This is a genomic window from Enterococcus sp. DIV0421 (assembly GCF_051713745.1).
In the GTDB taxonomy this organism is placed as follows: domain Bacteria; phylum Bacillota; class Bacilli; order Lactobacillales; family Enterococcaceae; genus Enterococcus_D; species Enterococcus_D casseliflavus.
In genome coordinates this window covers 1-19,755 of the sequence record NZ_JBIOQM010000005.1, presented here as the reverse complement: position 1 = coordinate 19,755, position 19,755 = coordinate 1, and the positions used below count along the sequence as shown (strand labels likewise).

Genomic DNA, 19,755 nt, shown 5'->3' with positions numbered 1-19,755 from the left:
TTTTTAATTTTATAAAGTACAGCTGTTTGGATGTTCTTGATTTTTTTATACCTAACGAATCGATAACTACTTTATTAGGAGAGAGTATATACTTAAAAGTAAAACATATATTTGAGAATGTAGGAATGAATGTGAATAATAAATCTTTAAGATATTTGAGCAATCATATATTTTCTTTTATTATGGAAAAAAATGACAGAATCAAAATATATATATATAGTGATTCGTTATTAGAGTTTTACGAAATTTATTATTTTTTGAAACAAAATTTGAAAATCGATGTAGAGCTAGTGGATGTATGGCTAAATAAACCTGACCAACTTATATCAATAGAAGGAGAAAAAAGAATTGTGGTATCGGATGGTGATTCTTTAGATAACTTAGTATTATTAAAAGCAGAGACATTTGTTCTAAGAAAACCATTTACTGTTAAAAAAATTGAAAAATTAAGTAATTATATTTTAAAAATGAAATATTCTGATATAAGAACTACAAAATTCGAAGAATTAAGATACTAATGAATCCATGTTAAAATTGAGAGTTTTTGCTTTTGATAAATAAAGTTAGAAGGTAATTAGTTAAATTAAGAAAGTTTAAAATGTTTTATTGGATACCTTGCTTAGAGAATTTCTATAATTAGATCTAAATAAAATCTGTTTTTTCAATGTTTTACGTTATTTATATTTCTGGATAAATTATTATTTTGCTATCTTTTTGGATCTTTATCAATAAGTCTAATGGTAATAAGTCAAGTTGAAGATTGAGAATATTTTTATTATGTAACCTGGTTTGAAGCGCACTTAACTAGCCTCGGCCGAAATCAATTTTTTTCGGGGTATTTCAAAGGTTTGCGCCAATAACAGAATGTTATTTATCTATCACGCTCTTTGGTGGCGTGTATAGTTGATGGTTACGTAGTAGTGTATCCACCAGACGCGTAAATTTTCTTGCGGTTAAGACGATTGCTCGTTTGTGTTTATGATTTGGGACCTCTTTACATTTACTATGATAAAAACTTGATATTCAGGAAGATAGTTTTTTACAGAGTTGTATTTTATGACTGATAAATACCAGATTGTTTAACTTTTCAACATAAGCTTGCATATTTTGCCAATTTTGTTTGGTCTTTAAATCGTTCAATTTGACCGATTTCAGCGATTAATCCAGCAGTGTACATCTTTCCAATACCTGGAACACTGGTCAAACATTGATATTTTGGAATAACGACAACTAATTGCTCGATTACTTTATCCAAGTCTTGGATGTTCTTTTCAAGTGCTCGAATTTCACGTACAAGAACACTTAGAACGACATTGATGGATTCTTGTGCAAGACTACCTAAACGATAACTTATGGTACTCGCACGTTGAATAGATCTTGCAATTTTTTCTGGATCTTTAAAGCGACTTTTTACTTGTGTTTTGGGTAACAGACTTATAAGGTAGACAAAGCTACAGGACTGATTAGCAAATTGCTGTTGGATCCTTTGCATATATCCATTGTACTCTGAGAAATCACACAATAACGAAACAAATTCCGAAAGGAATGTGTTATTCAAAAAAATTTGTGTTTTATAAAAACTTTAAAAGAAACTTACTTGGAAAAATATATTTTACGAGGACTGATGAGTTGTGCAAAATAAAATCTGGTTCAGAATGAATCTCATTCTGAACCAGATTTTTTATTATTGACTTTAGTCAGTTTCGTTCGCGTAGCGTACGAAACAAAAAAAAGCGCGTCTCTACGCGTGGACGAAATAGCTTTAGCGATAAAAAACTCCTTGTATATTTAAGATACTCAATTAATCAGCTATTTCGTTTAAACTAGCTGTTATTTTGTCTATAATTGAGCTAGACGCTGTGGACTAGTATAACTTCTACCAGATTCCTTTGGAATACTGTTGTCGAAAGGCTCTGGCCACAGCTCTTTGTCACATTGTTAATAAGTTTGCTAGTGCATGATCTCTGTTCTTGATGCTTAATTCATCACAAGGTTACATAGGTAAAGAGTAAGTGGAGCACAGCGAAAATTTTATCTGTCAGGAGTGGTCCTTATGTTGTACGTTGGAATAGATATTGCCAAGCACAAACATGACTTAGCGATCATTGATACTGAAGGAACGATTTTTATCCGTCATCTTCAGATTGAAAATAATCGTGAAGGCTTTACGAAGCTTCAAATGACGCTTGCCAATTTGCAGAAAACAACCGACGAAGAGATTCAAATTGCCTTAGAAGATATCGGTCATTATTGCTTTAATATCTTACGCTTCCTTCGGACGCAAGGGTACCCAACTTATAGCTATAATCCATACTTAATTAAAGAATTTGCAAAAAAATCAAAGCTTACGAAAAAACAAAACCGATAAAAAAGACGCCATGACGATCGCTCGTAAATTACGAGCAGATCTTGATAAACAATCATTTAGTGCGAACCCCTCAATGATTGAGCTGAAATATTTAACCAGACACACAGCTAGATTAAGAGAGGACTGTACTCGAAAAAAGTGAACTACACACGCATTTTAGATATTCTCTTTCCAGAATTAGCACCTTCTATGGGGTCTTCTTCTGCGAAGTACCAATCCTATGTGTACGCAGTCTTAAAAGAATACCCCTCTGCTAGAAAATTAGGAAATGCACACTTAAATAAGTTGACCAATCTCACAAAAAGTCACCTTGGAAAAGAACCGGCCGTCAAGCTCAAAGCACTCGCGCAATCCTCTATTGGTCAAGAGTCACCAGCGTTAGAATTTGAATTTCTTCAAACTATTGATGCCATTCAGTACCTTACAACTATGAGAGACAAAGCCGAGAAGGAAGTTGCTCGATTAATGAGTGAAATCGATTCACCTATTTTAACGATTCCTGGCATTGGTTTTAAATTAGGGAGTATCATTCTCGCCGAAATTTGAGATGTTAATAATTTCCGATCGCCGAATCAATTGCTTGTCTATGCAGGCGCAGAACCTTCCATCTCTACGTCTGGAATGAATCAGACTGAAACTGGTCGAATGGTCAAACGAGGTTCCTCTCAACTTCGCTGGGCATTGCATGAAGCTGCGAGACTCATGTCTATTTCCAGAAAAAACTAGCAGAAGGAAAACACTACAATGTCGCAATCAGTCACGTTGTTCGAAAACTGGTACGAATCATTTATCAACTACTGAAAGATAATAAGCCTTATGAGGAGCAGAAAATGATTGTTAACTGATCTTTTCAAAAATCCCCTTTGCCTAAGGGTTCTTTGTCATGCCTTCAAATAATGTCAAAACTACGTTATTCAAACTTTTCATTTTGTGCTTGACTTAATATAGTTTGTCTTTCGATATACTAATAGTGGCTACCAACCACATATCAGATCGAAAGGAGTTTTTTTATGTCTAATGAGGATAAAAGTTTAGCACATACAAGATGGAATTGTAAGGTTCACATAATCTTCACCCCGAAGTATCGACTAAAAGTGATTTTATAGAAAGTTAAGAGTAAGTATTGGTCAGATATTAAGAAAATTGTGTGAGATGAAAGATGGTGAAATCATTGAAGCTCATGCCATGCCTGCCAATATTCAACTGTTAGTAAGAATATCGCCAAAGATTAGTATTTCATGTTTTATGGGCTACTTAAAAGAACGAAATGCAACCTTAATCCATGAAAAACATGCGAATTTGAAATATAAATATGGAATAAAAGCTTTTGGTCCAAAGGATATTACGTGAGTACGGTTGGGTTAAATCAAAAACAATTGAAAAATATATTCGAGAACAAGAAGCAGATGATCGAATAAGAGATAGTATAAGTAAACAAGAGTATGTAGATCCATTTAAATAGTTAAAGAGAGAGGGCTTTTTACTACCTCACATTGATTAATTGTTTAATCAAAAGGATTTCAATTCTCATGTTGTCAAATGATTTAAATCCATAGGATACTCGTTTCATTATCTTTATATGGGGATTCTTCGTTTCTATTTTTCCATTGGAGTAGGGTTAGAACATTGCATAGGGATAAGTCTCCTTTAGATAGCGGCCTCAAGTGATATCTGAAAATTACTCAATTGAATCTAATTTTAAAACGATAAAAAGAGAGAGGCTTATTATCGTTTGATCAAAGTATTCCAATTGCTTTAAGTTTAGATTTTTAAATTTACTATTAAGAATAATAAACATAATTTTGGATTCACATAACAGAAATCTTTTTGTTTTTATTTTTTTCGACAAATAAAATAGACTCATAAGAGCTTAATTAGTTATATGATACAAACATAAAACGTAAGACAAACTATATTAAGTCAAGCACAAAATGAAAAGTTTGAATAACGTAGTTTTGACATTATTTGAAGGCATGACAAAGAACCCTTAGGCAAAGGGGATTTTTGAAAAGATCAGTTAACAATCATTTTCTGCTCCTCATAAGGCTTATTATCTTTCAGTAGTTGATAAATGATTCGTACCAGTTTTCGAACAACATGACTGATTGCGACATTGTAGTGTTTTCCTTCTGCTAGTTTTTTCTGGAAATAGACACGCATAGACGGAGACCAAATAGACATGAGTCTGGCGGCTTCATGCAATGCCCAGCGAAGTTGAGAGGAACCTCGTTTGACCATTCGACCAGTTTCAGTCTGATTCATTCCAGACGTAGAGATGGAAGGTTCTGCGCCTGCATAGGCAAGCAATTGATTCGGCGATCGGAAATTATTAATATCTCGAATTTCGGCGAGAATGACACTCCCTAATTTAAAACCAATGCCAGGAATCGTTAAAATAGGTGAATCGATTTCACTCATTAATCGAGCAACTTCCTTCTCGGCTTTGTCTCTCATAGTTGTAAGGTACTGAATGGCATCAATAGTTTGAAGGAGTTCAAATTCTAACGCTGGCGACTCTTGACCAATAGAGGTTTGCGCGAGTGCTTTGAGCTTGACGGCCTGTTCTTTTCCAAAGTGACCTTTTGAGTGCGTTGAAATGAGATTGGTCAACTTCGTTAAGTGTGCATTTCCTAATTTTCTAGCAGAGGGGTATTCTTTTAAGATTGCGTACACATAGGATTGGTACTTCGCGGAAGAAGAACCCAAAGAAGGTGCTAATTCTGGAAAGAGAATATCTAAAATGCGTGTGTAGTTCACTTTTTTTCGAGTACAGTCCTCTCTTAATCTAGCTGTGTGTCTGGTTAAATATTTCAGCTCAATCATTGAGGGGTTCGCACTAAATGATTGTTTATCAAGATCTGCTCGTAATTTACGAGCGATCGTCATGGCGTCTTTTTTATCGGTTTTGGTTTTTCGTAAGCTTTGATTTTTGGCAAATTCTTTAATTAAGTATGGATTATAGCTATAAGTTGGGTACCCTTGCGTCCGAAGGAAGCATAAGATATTAAAGCAATAATGACCGGTATCTTCTAAGGCGATTTGAATCTCTTCGCCGGTTGTTTTCTGCAAATTGGCAAGCGTCATTTGAAGCTTCGTAAAGCCTTCACGATTATTTTCAATCTGAAGATGACGGATAAAAACCGTTCCTTCAGTATCAATGATCGCTAAGTCATGTTTGTGCTTGGCAATATCTATTCCAACGTACAACATAAGGACCACTCCTGACAGATAAAATTTACGCTATGCTCCACTTACTCTTTGCCTATGTAACCTTGTGATCAATCAAGCGTCACGAACAGATGTCATGCGCTAACAAACTTATTAACAATGTGACAAAGAGCTGTGGCCAGAGCCTTTCGACAACAGTATTCCAAAGGAATCTGGTGGAGGTTATACTAGTCCATAGCGTCTAGCTCAATTATAGACAAAATAACAGCTAGTTAAAACGGAATAGCTGATTAATTGAGTATCTTAAATATACAAGGAGTTTTTTATCACTAAAGCTATTTCGTCCACGCATAGAAACGTGCGTTTTTTTTGTTTCGTTCGCGTAGCGTACGAAACTGACTAAAGTCAATAACAAAAAAATCTGAGCTAGAATGTGGTTCATTCTGACCCAGATTTGATTTTGCACAACTCATCAGTCCATATTGACAAACAGTCTAAATTTTCAGTTGTATCTCTCTATCAGCACTAAATGTCGAAGAGCTGAAATTTACTTGCTAATATTATTGATGGACATCAACAATGGAATTAAAAGGAACCTTCTACAGAAAAAATTTTGTAGAAGGTTCGATAGAAGGCTAACGTTTTATGATTGGATGAGTATTTTTTTGTAATTATACGTAATATATAAAAGGGTTCTCAAAAGAAAGATACAAGTTAGCCTTTATTCTATAATATTATATCTATTGTAATTGTCAATTTTATTCATCTTTGTTGGTCGTTATTTACAAAGAAAACTATATTGTTTCATTTTATATGATGCAAAGTCTACATGGATGAATAGAGGACGAATCGACTAGTTTTTTTAGTTATATTCTCTATTAATTGTTAAGCAAATTATGTCTTTTAATAAAATTGGTTTTAGTATACGGATAATTACTTATTAATTGAAGAATTGTGTAAATATAATATATTTTCATAGATTATCTACCAAAACCCTTGATTTTACGCCATATTTAGGGACTTAGAGCATTGGAATTACTACTAATTTACTACTACGGATTGAGCTTTGATACGAGGGTAAGTCCCAGTTATGCGGAGATATGGTATAGCACATCAGTATTGATAAACTAAAAATTGAATATCGCAAGTAGATTATGGAACGCCGATATTGACGTTCCTTTTCTATTTCCAGCCGTTCAGAAATGAACGGCTTTTTCTATATCCAAACGAAAGGAGAATTTTAAAAGCTATGAAAAAGATATTGAAGCGATTAGCCACAGGCTTCCTTGCCTTTGCGACTATCGTTACCGCTTTGCCGACAACGGCAGTCCACGCTTCCGAGAAGCAATATTGGACAGAAAGTGCGGAGCGTGTCGGTATCGTTGAAAAAGTAATGAATGACGGTTCTATTGGTTCGACATTCAACGAGGGACACATGACCGTTGAGGGTGAGGACGCTTTCTGCGTGGACATCAACACCAACTTCAAGAACGGCTACAAGACCAGAGCCGACGCAAGCACACGCATGAGCTACGACCAGATTTCAGATGTTGCACTCTCAATCGAGTATGTTAATCAGTATGTGCAGAGCCACAGCGGATTGAGCACTCAGCATATCTACCTTTTGAAACAGTGCGTCGTATGGCAGAGATTGAGCGTTCATCTGGGCTGGCAATGCGATAACGTCAGAGCTTCCTATGATGAAATCCCTAAAGCTATACAGGACGAGGTGTACGCTGGGGCAAAAGCCTTTGCCAGCGAGAACAAGAGACGCTATGAATGTGGCGGTTATATCTACTCTGGTGAGGGACAGGACGTTGGACAGTTCTGGGCGAAACTTGCCGTAGGAAATGCCACCCTTAAAAAGACTTCCAGTAATGCCAGCATTTCCGACGGAAACGGGCTTTACTCTATCGCTGGTGCGACTTATGATGTCTATTCTGATAAGGACTGTACGAAACAGCTTGCCACCCTTACGACTGATAACAGCGGAAATACTGATACCGTGGAAGTAAAGGCTGGCACAGTCTACATCAAAGAGCTTTCTGCTCCTGCTGGCTATAAGGTGGACAGCACTGTGTATTCCTTAAACGTGGAAGCTGGCAAGACAGCGACACTCAATGTATCCGATACGCCAAAGGTCACAGACACCTTGATTGAGCTTTTCAAGATTGATATGGAAACACAGAAAGACGATCCACAGGGCAACGCTTCCCTAGAGGGTGCGGAGTTCACATGGAAATTCTATGCGGGACACTATACCGCCGACAATCTTCCTAGCGAGCCTACAAAGACATGGGTGACAAAGACAATCGCTGAAAAGGACAGCGACGGCACTATCCATTACGTTTCCCGCCTTTCTGATGAATACAAGGTATCTGGGGACAGCTTCTATACTCAGGACGGAAAGAACGTACTTCCTTTAGGAACGCTGACCGTTGAGGAAACGAAAGCACCTAACGGCTATCTTCTTGACGGTGCGTATATGCAGGCAAACGGTAGCGAGGAACAGATTAAGGGAATGTACCTTACACAGATTACCGAGGACGGCGACATTGCCGTACTTTCTGGAAGCAATCAGTACCATGTATCAGACAAGGTTATCCGTGGCGGTGTGAAAATCCAGAAAAGAGATTTAGAAACCAGCGATACCAAAGGTCAAGGAAGTGCGACCTTGAAAGACACTGAATTTGAAATCATTTCCCTTAATGACAATGCCGTACTTGTCGAGGGGAAACTTTACAACAAGAATGAAGTGGTAAAGACAATCCTTACCGATATTGAGGGCGTGGCTTCTACTTCTGCTGACCTTTTACCTTATGGAAAATACCGTATCGAGGAAAGCAAAGCACCAGAGGGCTATTTGACGGACGGTGCAGAACCGATTGAATTTGAAATCACAGAGGACGGAAAAATCGTTGACCTTACAGGTACGGACACGTCAATCTACAATCAAGTGAAGCGTGGCGACCTTGAGGGTGTCAAGATTGGAGCTGGCACACACCAGCGTCTTGTGGGAGTTCCGTTTAGGATCACAAGCAAGACCACAGGTGAGAGCCATATTATCGTGACTGACGACAATGGGCAGTTCTCCACTTCTTCTGACTGGGCTTCCCACAAGCATAACACCAATGCAGGAAAGACCAGTGAGGACGGTATCTGGTTTGGAACGAGTGAGCCAGACGACAGCAAAGGTGCTTTGATTTACGATACCTATATCATTGAGGAATTACGTTGTGACAGCAACAAAGGCTTTGAGCTTATCCCGCCGTTTGAAATCGTGGTGTCCAGAAACAATGTGACCGTTGACTTAGGGACACTGACTGATGAATACGAGAAAGAAATCTCTATCCATACCACAGCCACAGGCAAGGACGGTGAAAAGTCTATCGTGGCTGGCAAAGAGGTAACAATCATTGATACGGTTACGCTTGACGGTCTGGAAAAAGGTATAAAATATCAGCTCAAAGGCTGGCAGATGTTAAAAGAGGAAAATGCAGAGCTTCTTATCGACGGTCAGCGTGTAGAGAACAGCTATACCTTTACTGCTGATGATGAAGAAATGAAAGTGGAAATTCCCTATACATTCAATGCGTCTGATTTAGGTGGCAAGAACCTTGTTACCTTTGAGGAACTTTACGACCTTTCCAATGAGGACGAGCCTGTAAAGGTGGCTGAACACAAGGACATTGACGACGAGGGACAGACGGTGCTTATCACAGAGCGTATCATCTCTATCCATACCACAGCGACCAGCGAGGACGGAAAGAAAGAGATTGAAGCTGGAAAAGATGTGACAATCATTGATACTGTTACCCTTGACGGCTTGGAAATCGGCACTAAGTATCAGCTCAAAGGCTGGCAGATGATTAAGAACGAAAACGCAGAGCTTATCATCAACGGAGAGCGTGTCGAGAATGACTATACCTTTACCGCCGACAGTGAAAGCATGGAAGTACAGATTGCCTTTACATTCGACGCTTCCGAGCTTGGCGGGAAAGAGCTTGTGACCTTTGAGGAATTATACGATTTGAGCAATCCAGATGAACCGACAAAGGTTACAGAGCATAAGGATATTGAGGACGACGGGCAGACGGTGACAATCACAGAAGTACCAGAAACGCCGGAAGAACCAACAGGGCCGGAACAGCCGACCACACCAGATACACCGACAAAAACAAGCGACGCTCCAAAGACAGGCGATAATACAAACATTGCCTTATTCTTAGGGCTTCTTGTTCTCTCAGGTGCAGGCGTGGCAGGAACATACTTCATCAAGCGTCGTAAACGCTCATAGGATAATCTTTCTATGATGATGAAGAAATCACGCTCCCCGCCGACACATGGAAACGGCGGAGCTTCCCTTTATTCTGGCTTGTCTGCCACCCACCTGTAAGCACACGGACAGTCAAAGGTGCTTTTAAGCATTTACCTGCCCTTGACGGTCTGGGGCTTACGGGTATCACACCACCAGCCAGAATAAAAGCATTGATAATCAACAGATTTTATAGAAATGAGGTATGAACACATGAAATTGAAATATATCGTGCCTAACATGGCACAGACTTTTGGTAACTTAGAATTTGCAGGAGAAAATGACGTGGAGCAACAGCGTGTCAATGGTCGCTTTGTCCCCGTGACGAGAAGCTATAACCTGTATTCCGACATTCAGAGAGCCGACGACATTATCGTGGTGCTTCCCGCAAAGGCTGGGGAAAAGCGTTTCAAGTATGAGCAAAAAGTAAAGCTCGTCAATCCAAAGATTACCGCCGAGGGAAAGAACGTGCGAGGTCGTGGCTACACCAACTATATTTTAAACGCTGATGATATGCTTCCAGCCGAGGAAAGCAAGTAAAGGGGGATAACAGATTATGAGATTAGCGAATGGAATTGTATTAGATAAGGAAAAGACTTTCGGAGTATTGAAGTTCTCCGCATTAAGACATGAGGTGCGCGTGGAGAATGAGGACGGGACAACCAGTGAGGAAATCAAACGCAGAACCTATGATTTGAAATGCAGTCAGCAGGAACGCACGATACAGGTATCTATCCCAGCGGAAATCCTTGTAAAGGACTACCCGTACAATGCCGAGGTGGAGCTTATCAATCCTGTTGCCGATACCGTGGCAAACGCCAACTACCGAGGGGCAGACGTGGAATGGTACATCAAGGCAGACGACATTGTGCTGAAAAATAAAGGCGGTCAGCCCGCAGGCAATCCACAGAACCACGCTCCACAGGGACAGCAGAAAAAATAGCATTTTCTATTGACAAGCCTCATATGAAAGTGTGATATTAAATCATGAGTAGTAAGTAATAACTGATAAGAAATAAGGAGGAATTAAAATGAAAGATTTATCAATTACACAAGAATATATGGTTTGTACGGTAAATGGGAAAGGTATTTTACCAAGCTCTAATCAAAAAGCAGTTGCATGTTTGATTGCAAGTGGGTTACTGGATATGCAATTAGCAAAATGTATTTCTTTAAATGATAAGAAAGTCAGTGTCTGTGATGAATTACCAGAACATTTGGCGTATTTAAAATCGCTATATGATGTGGTAAATCAAGATAAACCTGTGAAAGTTGAAAAAGTCGTAGAAAATTATACGATTGCTTTTACAAACAAAAAATTGTATGACTTTGAAAATGCTATAATAGATAGTTTAAAGGAAGCAGATGTTTTAGAACCTGCTAAAAGTGGTTTTCTAGGGAATAAAGATACCTACGTTCCTAGAAAAGAAATTATTACAGGGATTATTGAAAAAATTCGTGCAGAATTATTGGAAAACGGAGAAATATCAGAAGATGTTATTGCATTAACTGCACTCATGGATAAAGCAGGGAACTTGAAAGATTACTTTTCAAAATTTGAACAGAAAGAATTAAGAAATAAAATAGAAACAATCAAAAAGAGCGACGCAGGAACTCTTGTGAAAGAAATGGTTCAACATATTGAGGATTTAGATATAGCTGCTATCATACCTGTAATGTTCTCTGTCTAAAGGGAGTTGGTTGATATGTCAAGGCAAAGAAGTATGGAAGTAATAAAAAATTCAGAGTATGTAACTATCGGTGAATTAGTAAGGCTCACAGATGTAAGATACAGTGCATTAAAGTTCTATACGGAAGAAGGTATGCTCCCTTTTGAGCAAGCGGAAGAAAATCTGACAAGACGTTATAAACGTGTGGAAAGTATGGAACGAATTTCCTACATCAAAGAATTGCGTGAGCAAAAGAAAACTATTCCAGAAATTAAAGCCATATTAAAAATTGATTAAAGTAGTTACAAAAGCGGTTAGTCTATACGATTGACCGCTTATTCCATATCCAGAAAGGGGTGTTTATGAACATTTTGAAATATAAGGGAAAGCGTATCAGAGCCAGCGACAAGAACCTTGTGTACCGCTTCTGCGTAGGTACGCTCCTATTTCTGTTCGTGGCGGTTCTCCTGCTACTGAACATGGGACAGCTCATGCGTACCGATTGGGAGCATTTCAGTTTACTTGATAATGGCGTGACGCTTTCCACATACAACTTCATAACCATAGGGATAGCGACTGGTGTTTGTGCATTGGTCGCTTTTCTTTATTACCGCTTCTTCCATGACAATTTTAAGAAGCTATTACACCGTCAAAAGCTCTCCCGCATGATACTGGACAATAAGTGGTATGAAGCCCAGACCGTACAGGACAGCGGTTTTTTCACTGACCTGCAGAGCAGACCAAGGGAAAAAATCGTCTGGTTTCCTAAAATCTATTATCAAATGGACACGGGACTGCTCCATATCCGCTGTGAAATCTCTTTGGGAAAGTATCAAGACCAGCTCCTTAGACTGGAAGATAAGCTGGAAAGCGGGCTTTACTGCGAGCTGACCGACAAGACGCTCCATGACGGCTATATCGAGTACATCCTGCTCTATGACATGATAGCGAACCGTATTACGATTGACGAGGTAAAGGCTGAAAACGGGGGCTTGCGTCTGATGAAGAACCTAACATGGGAATACGACGCACTCCCTCACGCCCTTATCTGTGGCGGGACTGGTGGTGGAAAGACCTATTTCCTGCTGACAATCATTGAAGCCCTCTTGCAGACCAACGCCCAGCTTTTCATCTTAGACCCTAAGAACGCTGACCTTGCGGACTTGGGTACGGTCATGGATAACATGTACCACACCAAAGAAGATATGATAGAGTGTGTCAATGCGTTCTATGAGGGCATGGTACAGCGAAGCGAGGAAATGAAGCACCACCCAGACTACAAGACGGGCGAGAACTATGCCTATCTGGGCTTACCGCCCTGCTTCCTTATCTTTGACGAGTATGTGGCGTTCTTGGAAATGCTGGGGACAAAGGAAAGCATGAGCCTTTTAAGCCAGCTAAAGAAAATCGTCATGCTTGGCAGACAGGCGGGCTATTTCCTCATTGTCGCCTGCCAGCGTCCCGACGCAAAGTATTTCAGCGACGGTATCAGAGATAACTTCAACTTCCGTGTAGGCTTGGGACGTATCAGCGAGCTTGGCTACGGTATGCTTTTCGGAAGCGACGTAAAGAAACAGTTTTTCCAGAAGCGTATCAAAGGACGTGGCTATTGTGACGTGGGTACGAGCGTCATATCGGAGTTTTACACTCCCCTTGGACCAAAGGGTCATGATTTTTTACAGACTATTGGCTCTCTTGCACTGGCAAGGCAAGCCGTATCAGATGAACGAAAGGAGAATTGAAAAATATATGGGACTTTTAGAAATGGGGTACAGCGACCCTACCGCAGATTTGCACGTTGAGGGTGTCTGCGTAGACTTTGACCGCTTCCTTGCGGATTTGGAAAGTGTCGCTGGCACGACTGACGATAAATGTGAGGAATTTCCGACAGAAGCCTATCATGCACATATGGAAGATATTCTGACAGAAGCGGGACTTGGGAGATTGAAACTTCCGTTGCTCTTTTCCGTGGTGCTGGACGAATGGCTTTCCATTCATGGCTTCAACTACCGTTTTACGTTTCTTGTGGTGGATAAGGATTTTTTCAGACAGATATACCATGAATATGGGATTGACAAGGATATCGTCAGAAAATGCCTTTCTGCTGATACCGACGTTATCGTAGTTTATACGGGCGTAACAAGGGTTGACTGAACCACTGACGGCTTACACGGTCAGCGAAGCGACCCAGACCGTGTAAGCCGTCCTGTGGAGCAGGGCTTGCCCTGCTCTACGAAAGAAGCCCCTCGGTATCTAACAGAGGGGCACAATTCCGCTGGAAACTACGGTCAAAAAGTCTGGAAATCCCGCTAGGCATAAGGGTTTTCCCTCACTCATGGCTGACTGTGACAATCGGCGGAAAATATCACAGATTTCTATAAATACACGATTGGGGGTATGCAGGCTGAATGAAAGCACCTTTATCACCGCCTTGAAAGAGAAACGCCTATCTTACGGCGTGTCCCAGACAAGGCTTGCAATCATGGCTGGTATCAGCCGTGAACACCTGAACCGTATCGAAGCGGGAAAGGTCAAGCTCACGGACGATATGCAGGACAAGCTCATGGAAGCGGTCGAGAAATTCAATCCCGACGCTCCCATGTTCCTGCTGTTCGACTATGTGCGTATCCGTTTTCCCACGCTGGATATACAGCACGTTATCAGAGATATATTGAAGCTCAATGTTGACTATATGCTCCATGAGGACTACGGACATTACAAGTACACAGAACATTACTATCTGCAAGTAATTATGAAGCTATGTTCCGTAATCTTATCAAGAAATACAACAAGAAGAACAAAGACCAGCTTCCAAAAGTCACGCCACACGTTATGCGTCATACATTCTGCACAAGGCTGGCTAATGCGGGAATGAACCCAAAAGCATTACAGTATGTAATGGGACATTCTAATATCACAATCACTTTGAACCTTTATGCTCACGCTTCACTGAAAACAGTAAAATCTGAAATACAGCGATTTGTAGCATAGTAGTAAAAGCATAAAGTTACTACACTTTTACTACTTTTCAAGCAGGTTTGAAGCGGAAATATGCGGAATTAAGGCGAATATCTACCGATTGAAAAGTAAAAAAGTCCGTAAATACGGGATATTCCAGCATTTGCGGACTTATGGATAGATAATCAAAAAAGATTAAAGGAAATATTCTATTAATTTGTATTTTTTTCTAGAAGATTTTTCTTTTGTTAAGTGGAACCACCTATTGATTTATTATAGTGATATCTTTACTATCTTAATTTTTACTTTGACAAATCATAATAACTTTGACATCGTTGAAAAAGTAAAAAATGTATTCTTATAGAAGTATTAAAGGGGGGATTTCTAACTTTGACTCAAAATAAGTTTTTATAAATCCTAGATTGGGTGGGTTTATGAGAGTTAAACCAACAATTTTTAAAGAAATTCTTACTTTTCAAAAAGGATTAATAAAAATAAAAAACTATGAAAAAATGATAGTCGACGTTGTATTATTTTGTTCGTCACTGCTTGCAGTTTTCTACTATGGACTTATGTCACATTTCTGCTACTTTTGATAGGTAGATTAACCTATTTAAATCGTATGTTTTTAAGCTGATCTTTATCAAGCTTTCTAAATTTAGAGGGACAATATCCCATTGTTTTAGAAAATGTTCTAGAAAATAAAAATTCATCCTTGTATCCAACTTTTTGAGCTATTTCTTTAATTGTATTATCGGAATCAATTAATAAATCCACAGCGACTCTAATTCTATGATTAGTTATTATTTTCTTGGGGCTGGTATTAAATTTAGATATACATATTTTATATAACTGGCTGTAACTTATGTTAAAATATTGAGCTATTTTTTCAGGAGAAATATCATTCATATAATGGTTATTAATATAGTCAATGATATTAACTTGAGTTGGAGTATTTGTTATTAAAGAAGGACTTAAAAAAAATTTTTTGATGTGATATAAAAACTTATAAATATTCGCGCTATTCCTTAATTCTTTTACAGTTTCCGGTTCATCAATTAGTTCTCTATTTTCACATACTATTTCAAATAGTATGTTTTTTATCTTTTTATTCATATCTTCAGTTAAACGAGCTGTATGATTATTTATTAAAGTTGTTTCTTTCAAAAATGCAGACGTCTTATCACCTTGGATTCCTAACCAAATCAGTGTCCAAGGTTCTTTTTTATCTGTATAATATTTTACTTTTTCACCTTGAAAAAAAAAGAAAATATCATGTTCTTTTAGTTCAAAATATTGACCGTCTACTTCTAAGAATCCTTTGCCACATAAAATATAATGAAATATCCATTTTTGTTGAACAATATAATTACGAATAGAAGAGTTAGGATGATAAGATTCGTATCCGCATTGGGAAAGGGAAATGGGGGCAGAAAATAATCTATTATGATACCAAAAGTCCTCCATCATATATCTCCTTTATGTAATGAGTTATGAAGAAAAAAACATGTTATAAGTATAAATTATCATGTTCAAATAGTCAAAAAAATATATAATATAAATCAGATAGCGCTTTCTAAATATTGCTTTTCGAAGGAGTTTATATAATGAGTAGGAAAACAATGGATATAATTCAGGATAAAATTTTACCTATAGCTACTAAGATTGGTAATCAAAGATTTTTAGTCGCATTAAGAGATTCATTTATAGGAACAATGCCTGTAGTAATGACAGGTTCAATTGCATTGTTAATTAATGCATTTCTGGTTGATATTCCTGATCAATTTAATTTTCAAGAGATTACGTCTTTTTTTCAATGGTGGGTAGATATTAATAACTTAGTTTTTAAAGGTAGTATTTCGATAGTAGCTTTGTTATTTATTTACTGTTTAGGAGTAAATATCGCCAAAATATACAAAACAGATACCTTGTCTTCAGGATTAGTCGCATTATCTTCATTTGTTATTTCTATAGGTAATTCTATGACTTCAACTTACAATCTGGAGAACAATAATATTGACTTATCAGCTTTGTTTACAGGTGTTGAAGGAATAAAAGTAACGGGAAGTAGTTTGAATGTGACTATAACAGGATTGCTACCTGGTACTCAAATTAATTCAAATGGTTATTTTACAGCTATAATCATAGGTTTTTTGTCTTCAATTATTTTTTGTAAATTAATGAATAAAAATTGGACAATAAAACTACCTGACACAGTCCCTCCAGCTATTGCTAAACCATTTTTATCAATAATTCCAGCTCTAGTTTCATTGTATATTGTAGCTGTTTTTACATTTTTTTTCAATAAAATTACTGATTCGTTAATTATAGATTGGATATACAAAGTTTTACAAACACCTATGTTAGGCTTATCTCAAAGTTTTGCTGCAGTGGTATTAGTAGCAGTTTTAACACAATTTTTCTGGTTTTTCGGAATTCATGGTGGAAATGTAATGGCCCCTATTATGGAAGGTGTTTTTGGAGTAGCTTTATTAGCTAATTTAGAAGCTTATCAAAACCATGAAACTATTCCATATGTTTGGACAAGTGTATCATATGGTTCATTTGTTTGGTACGCAACTCTAGGTTTATTAATTGCAATTTTTTTGATATCAAAAAATAGTCATTACAAAGAAGTTGCAAAACTTGGCTTTATGCCTGTTTTGTTTAATATTGGTGAACCTGTAATGTATGGATTGCCTACTGTATTAAATCCTATTTTATTTATTCCGTTTTTATTATGTCCTGCTGTAATGTCTAGTGTGGCATATTTAGCAACGGATTTAGGTTGGGTTTCTCCAGTGACACAAAATGTAACTTGGGTAATGCCGCCTATCCTATATGGATTCTTTTCTACAGGATTTGATTGGAGATCAATTATTTTATCAATTATCAATTTAATTTTAGCCACGTTAATTTATTTGCCGTTTGTAAGAATGGCTAATAAGAAGTTTCTATAATTTTTAAATAAATTGTAGATTATATGGAATAGAAGCATGGTAAGAATTATTTTTTGTATATTAAGGAAGTAGAATAGGTGCAAACATTTGAAATAAAAGAAGAATTTTTGGTAGATGGAAAACCAACTAAATTGATCAGTGGTGCGATCCATTATTTTCGCATAACGTCGGCGCAATGGGAAGATAGCTTATACAATTTAAAAGCACTGGGGGCGAATACCGTAGAGACTTATATTCCTTGGAATCTACATGAACCAGTGGAAGGGGTCTATGACTTTGAGGGAATGAAAAACATCGTCGCTTTTGTGTCATTGGCACAAGAACTTGGTTTGATGGTCATTTTGCGGCCCTCTGTCTATATTTGTGCAGAATGGGAATTCGGCGGACTACCAGCTTGGCTACTGAAAGAGAACGTGCGATTGCGCTCAACTGATCCACGATTTATGTCAAAAGTCCGTACTTACTTCAGTGTGCTTTTACCAAAATTAGTTCCTTTGCAAGTGACACATGGTGGACCAGTCATCATGATGCAAGTCGAAAATGAATACGGTTCTTATGGCATGGAAAAAGAGTACTTACGGCAAACGAAACGGTTGATGGAAGAATTCGGCATCGATGTCCCGCTATTTACTTCAGATGGTGCCTGGGAAGAAGTACTGGATGCTGGTACACTGATTGAAGAGGATGTTTTCATAACAGGAAATTTCGGTAGCCATTCCAAAGAGAACGCTGCAGTGATGAAGGCATTTATGGAAAAACACGGCAAAAAGTGGCCGGTTATGTGCATGGAATATTGGGATGGTTGGTTCAATCGTTGGGGAGAACCGATTATTAAGCGTGATGGTCAAGATTTAGCTAATGAAGCTAAGGATATGCTAGGTTTAGGTTCATTAAATCTTTATATGTTCCATGGAGGCACCAATTTTGGTTTTTATAATGGTTGTTCTGCTCGCGGTGTGTTGGATTTGCCACAAGTGACTAGTTATGACTACGATGCGTTATTGAATGAAGCTGGCGAGCCGACTGAGAAATATTTCCTTGTGCAGAAAGCCATTAAAGAAGTATGTCCTGAAGTATGGCAAGCCGAGCCCCGTAGGAAAACGTTTGGTTCTATAGGAACAGTCCCTGTGCAAGACAGTGTCTCACTGTTTGCGATAAAAGACCAAATGATGACAGCACAAGAAACGACGTATCCATTAACGATGGAAGAAGCAGGACCTGGTTATGGGTATATGCTTTATTCAGTAAAACTAAAAAATTATCATCACGAAAACAAGCTCAAGGTGGTGGAAGCCAGTGATCGAGTACATCTTTATGCAGATGGCCTCCTGCAGACGATTCAATACCAGGAGACTCTTGGGGATGAGGTGATGATCAAGGGGGCGCCAGAGAAAGGATTAATTGAAATAGATGTTTTAGTGGAGAACTTGGGAAGGGTAAACTATGGCTTTAAATTGAATGGGCATACACAGGTGAAAGGTATTCGAGGGGGGATCATGCAAGACATCCATTTTCATCAAGGCTATCGGCAATATGCATTGACTTTGTCAGCAGAACAATTGCAAAGAATCGATTATACTGCTGGTAAAAATCCGGTTCAGCCTTCTTTTTATAAAGCTGAATTCACGTTAACTGATCTCGTAGATACATTTATTGATTGTCGCAGCTATGGCAAAGGGGTGGTTATCGTTAACGGTATCAATTTAGGCCGTTACTGGCAAAGAGGACCGATTCGTTCTTTGTATTGTCCGAAAGAGTTTTTGAAGAAAGGCACTAACGAGGTCGTAATCTTTGAAACTGAGGGGATAGAAATCAAAGACCTCGTCTTCTGTGAGCAATCTCTAGTTACGAAAATTTCAAATTAGTTATAAAAGTGCAAAACTGAGAGGATTTTTACATCGACCTCAAAGATTTGTGATGTAATTTTCATACCTATCTTCAACTCCAAAGAGAAATCTCAGAAATATCATTGTAAATACGTCTTTGGATTATCATAAAGAAAAAAGAACATTTATCAATGACTTAAATTTAAAAAGTATGTGAGCGATGAAAGATCGACTTGGAAACATTTTTGAGATTTGTGAAGACTTGTTTGGGTTTCACCTGATATGTGGTTCGAGGCATACAGGAAGTTAGAAAATAGATAGGCTTGCTCATTACATCGATCAACATGATGAAAATGACTAGAATAAGTACTTGATTTCTCAAAAATGAATAGAAAAATAAGGAGCACTCAAAAATCACTTGATTTTTTCGAGTGCTTTTTATTATTGACTTTAGTCAGTTTCGTACGCTACGCGAACGAAACAAAAAAAA

At 38.1% G+C, this 19,755-nt stretch carries 12 protein-coding genes and 6 pseudogenes; 14 read left to right on the top strand and 4 right to left on the bottom strand.

Features of this window, described 5'->3' with window-relative positions:
- Positions 1–518, top strand: a 518-nt coding sequence (locus tag IGI96_RS19515) for a hypothetical protein (RefSeq protein WP_438785689.1), incomplete at its 5' end; no start/stop codon positions are given.
- Between the two features lie 349 nt (positions 519–867).
- Here the strand turns inward: IGI96_RS19515 and IGI96_RS19510 are convergent.
- Positions 868–1,411: pseudogene (locus IGI96_RS19510) on the bottom strand (transposase); the annotation flags it as partial.
- Between the two features lie 642 nt (positions 1,412–2,053).
- Here IGI96_RS19510 and IGI96_RS19505 point away from each other — a divergent pair.
- Together IGI96_RS19505 and tnpA are read left to right on the top strand one after the other, a co-directional pair.
- A pseudogene (locus IGI96_RS19505) lies at positions 2,054–3,213 on the top strand (IS110 family transposase).
- A gap of 165 nt (positions 3,214–3,378) precedes the next feature.
- Positions 3,379–3,830, top strand: a pseudogene (gene tnpA / locus IGI96_RS19500) (IS200/IS605 family transposase).
- Between the two features lie 21 nt (positions 3,831–3,851).
- Here tnpA and IGI96_RS19495 read toward each other — a convergent pair.
- Both IGI96_RS19495 and IGI96_RS19490 read right to left on the bottom strand, forming a co-directional pair.
- Positions 3,852–3,986 (bottom strand): annotated as a pseudogene (locus tag IGI96_RS19495) (transposase); the annotation flags it as partial.
- 395 nt (positions 3,987–4,381) lie between these two features.
- Complete coding sequence (locus IGI96_RS19490; protein ID WP_438785688.1) at positions 4,382–5,578, bottom strand: IS110 family transposase; 1,197 nt, start codon at positions 5,576–5,578, stop codon at positions 4,382–4,384.
- Between the two features lie 1,207 nt (positions 5,579–6,785).
- Between IGI96_RS19490 and IGI96_RS19485 the strand changes: the two genes are divergently transcribed.
- The 9 genes and pseudogenes from IGI96_RS19485 to IGI96_RS19445 all read left to right on the top strand — a co-directional run.
- Positions 6,786–9,833 carry an SrtB-anchored collagen-binding adhesin gene (locus IGI96_RS19485; RefSeq protein ID WP_438785687.1) on the top strand — a complete coding sequence of 1,016 codons (3,048 nt, stop codon included), beginning with the start codon at positions 6,786–6,788 and terminating at the stop codon, positions 9,831–9,833.
- 231 nt (positions 9,834–10,064) lie between these two features.
- Positions 10,065–10,391 carry a YdcP family protein gene (locus IGI96_RS19480; RefSeq protein ID WP_438785686.1) on the top strand — a complete coding sequence of 109 codons (327 nt, stop codon included), beginning with the start codon at positions 10,065–10,067 and terminating at the stop codon, positions 10,389–10,391.
- Between the two features lie 16 nt (positions 10,392–10,407).
- Entirely contained in the window at positions 10,408–10,794 is a 387-nt protein-coding gene (locus IGI96_RS19475) for a YdcP family protein (RefSeq protein ID WP_438785427.1), read from the top strand.
- An 88-nt stretch (positions 10,795–10,882) separates the two neighbouring features.
- Positions 10,883–11,542: a GPP34 family phosphoprotein gene (locus IGI96_RS19470; protein WP_438785685.1), complete on the top strand. Its 660-nt coding sequence runs from the start codon at positions 10,883–10,885 to the stop codon at positions 11,540–11,542.
- Positions 11,543–11,557: 15 nt separating this feature from the next.
- The gene (locus IGI96_RS19465) at positions 11,558–11,818 is read left to right on the top strand and encodes a helix-turn-helix domain-containing protein (protein ID WP_438785684.1); all 261 of its coding nucleotides are present in this window, start codon (positions 11,558–11,560) and stop codon (positions 11,816–11,818) included.
- Positions 11,819–11,892: 74 nt separating this feature from the next.
- Entirely contained in the window at positions 11,893–13,263 is a 1,371-nt protein-coding gene (locus IGI96_RS19460) for an FtsK/SpoIIIE domain-containing protein (RefSeq protein ID WP_438785690.1), read from the top strand.
- 7 nt (positions 13,264–13,270) lie between these two features.
- A complete protein-coding gene (locus tag IGI96_RS19455; RefSeq protein ID WP_438785683.1) occupies positions 13,271–13,675 on the top strand; it encodes a hypothetical protein in 405 nt (134 codons plus the stop codon).
- Positions 13,676–13,910: 235 nt separating this feature from the next.
- Positions 13,911–14,288 (top strand): annotated as a pseudogene (locus IGI96_RS19450) (helix-turn-helix domain-containing protein); the annotation flags it as partial.
- Positions 14,264–14,512 (top strand): annotated as a pseudogene (locus IGI96_RS19445) (tyrosine-type recombinase/integrase); the annotation flags it as partial. The pseudogenes IGI96_RS19450 and IGI96_RS19445, both read left to right, overlap by 25 nt.
- Positions 14,513–15,088: 576 nt before the next feature.
- Here IGI96_RS19445 and IGI96_RS19440 read toward each other — a convergent pair.
- Positions 15,089–15,946: an AraC family transcriptional regulator gene (locus IGI96_RS19440; protein WP_438785682.1), complete on the bottom strand. Its 858-nt coding sequence runs from the start codon at positions 15,944–15,946 to the stop codon at positions 15,089–15,091.
- A 140-nt stretch (positions 15,947–16,086) separates the two neighbouring features.
- Between IGI96_RS19440 and IGI96_RS19435 the strand changes: the two genes are divergently transcribed.
- Both IGI96_RS19435 and IGI96_RS19430 read left to right on the top strand, forming a co-directional pair.
- Complete coding sequence (locus IGI96_RS19435; RefSeq protein WP_438785681.1) at positions 16,087–17,439, top strand: PTS sugar transporter subunit IIC; 1,353 nt, start codon at positions 16,087–16,089, stop codon at positions 17,437–17,439.
- Positions 17,440–17,516: 77 nt separating this feature from the next.
- Positions 17,517–19,304, top strand: coding sequence for a glycoside hydrolase family 35 protein (locus IGI96_RS19430; protein WP_438785680.1), 1,788 nt, complete (start codon positions 17,517–17,519; stop codon positions 19,302–19,304).
- Positions 19,305–19,755: the final 451 nt, after the last annotated feature.

What these genes read in the sequence shown, in the direction of transcription:
- IGI96_RS19490 (WP_438785688.1), bottom strand. Translation starts at nt 5,578, where the DNA reads ATGTTGTACGTTGGAATAGATATTGCCAAGCACAAACATGACTTAGCG.
- IGI96_RS19485 (WP_438785687.1), top strand. Translation starts at nt 6,786, where the DNA reads ATGAAAAAGATATTGAAGCGATTAGCCACAGGCTTCCTTGCCTTTGCG.
- IGI96_RS19480 (WP_438785686.1), top strand. Translation starts at nt 10,065, where the DNA reads ATGAAATTGAAATATATCGTGCCTAACATGGCACAGACTTTTGGTAAC.
- IGI96_RS19475 (WP_438785427.1), top strand. Translation starts at nt 10,408, where the DNA reads ATGAGATTAGCGAATGGAATTGTATTAGATAAGGAAAAGACTTTCGGA.
- IGI96_RS19470 (WP_438785685.1), top strand. Translation starts at nt 10,883, where the DNA reads ATGAAAGATTTATCAATTACACAAGAATATATGGTTTGTACGGTAAAT.
- IGI96_RS19465 (WP_438785684.1), top strand. Translation starts at nt 11,558, where the DNA reads ATGTCAAGGCAAAGAAGTATGGAAGTAATAAAAAATTCAGAGTATGTA.
- IGI96_RS19455 (WP_438785683.1), top strand. Translation starts at nt 13,271, where the DNA reads ATGGGACTTTTAGAAATGGGGTACAGCGACCCTACCGCAGATTTGCAC.
- IGI96_RS19440 (WP_438785682.1), bottom strand. Translation starts at nt 15,946, where the DNA reads ATGGAGGACTTTTGGTATCATAATAGATTATTTTCTGCCCCCATTTCC.
- IGI96_RS19435 (WP_438785681.1), top strand. Translation starts at nt 16,087, where the DNA reads ATGAGTAGGAAAACAATGGATATAATTCAGGATAAAATTTTACCTATA.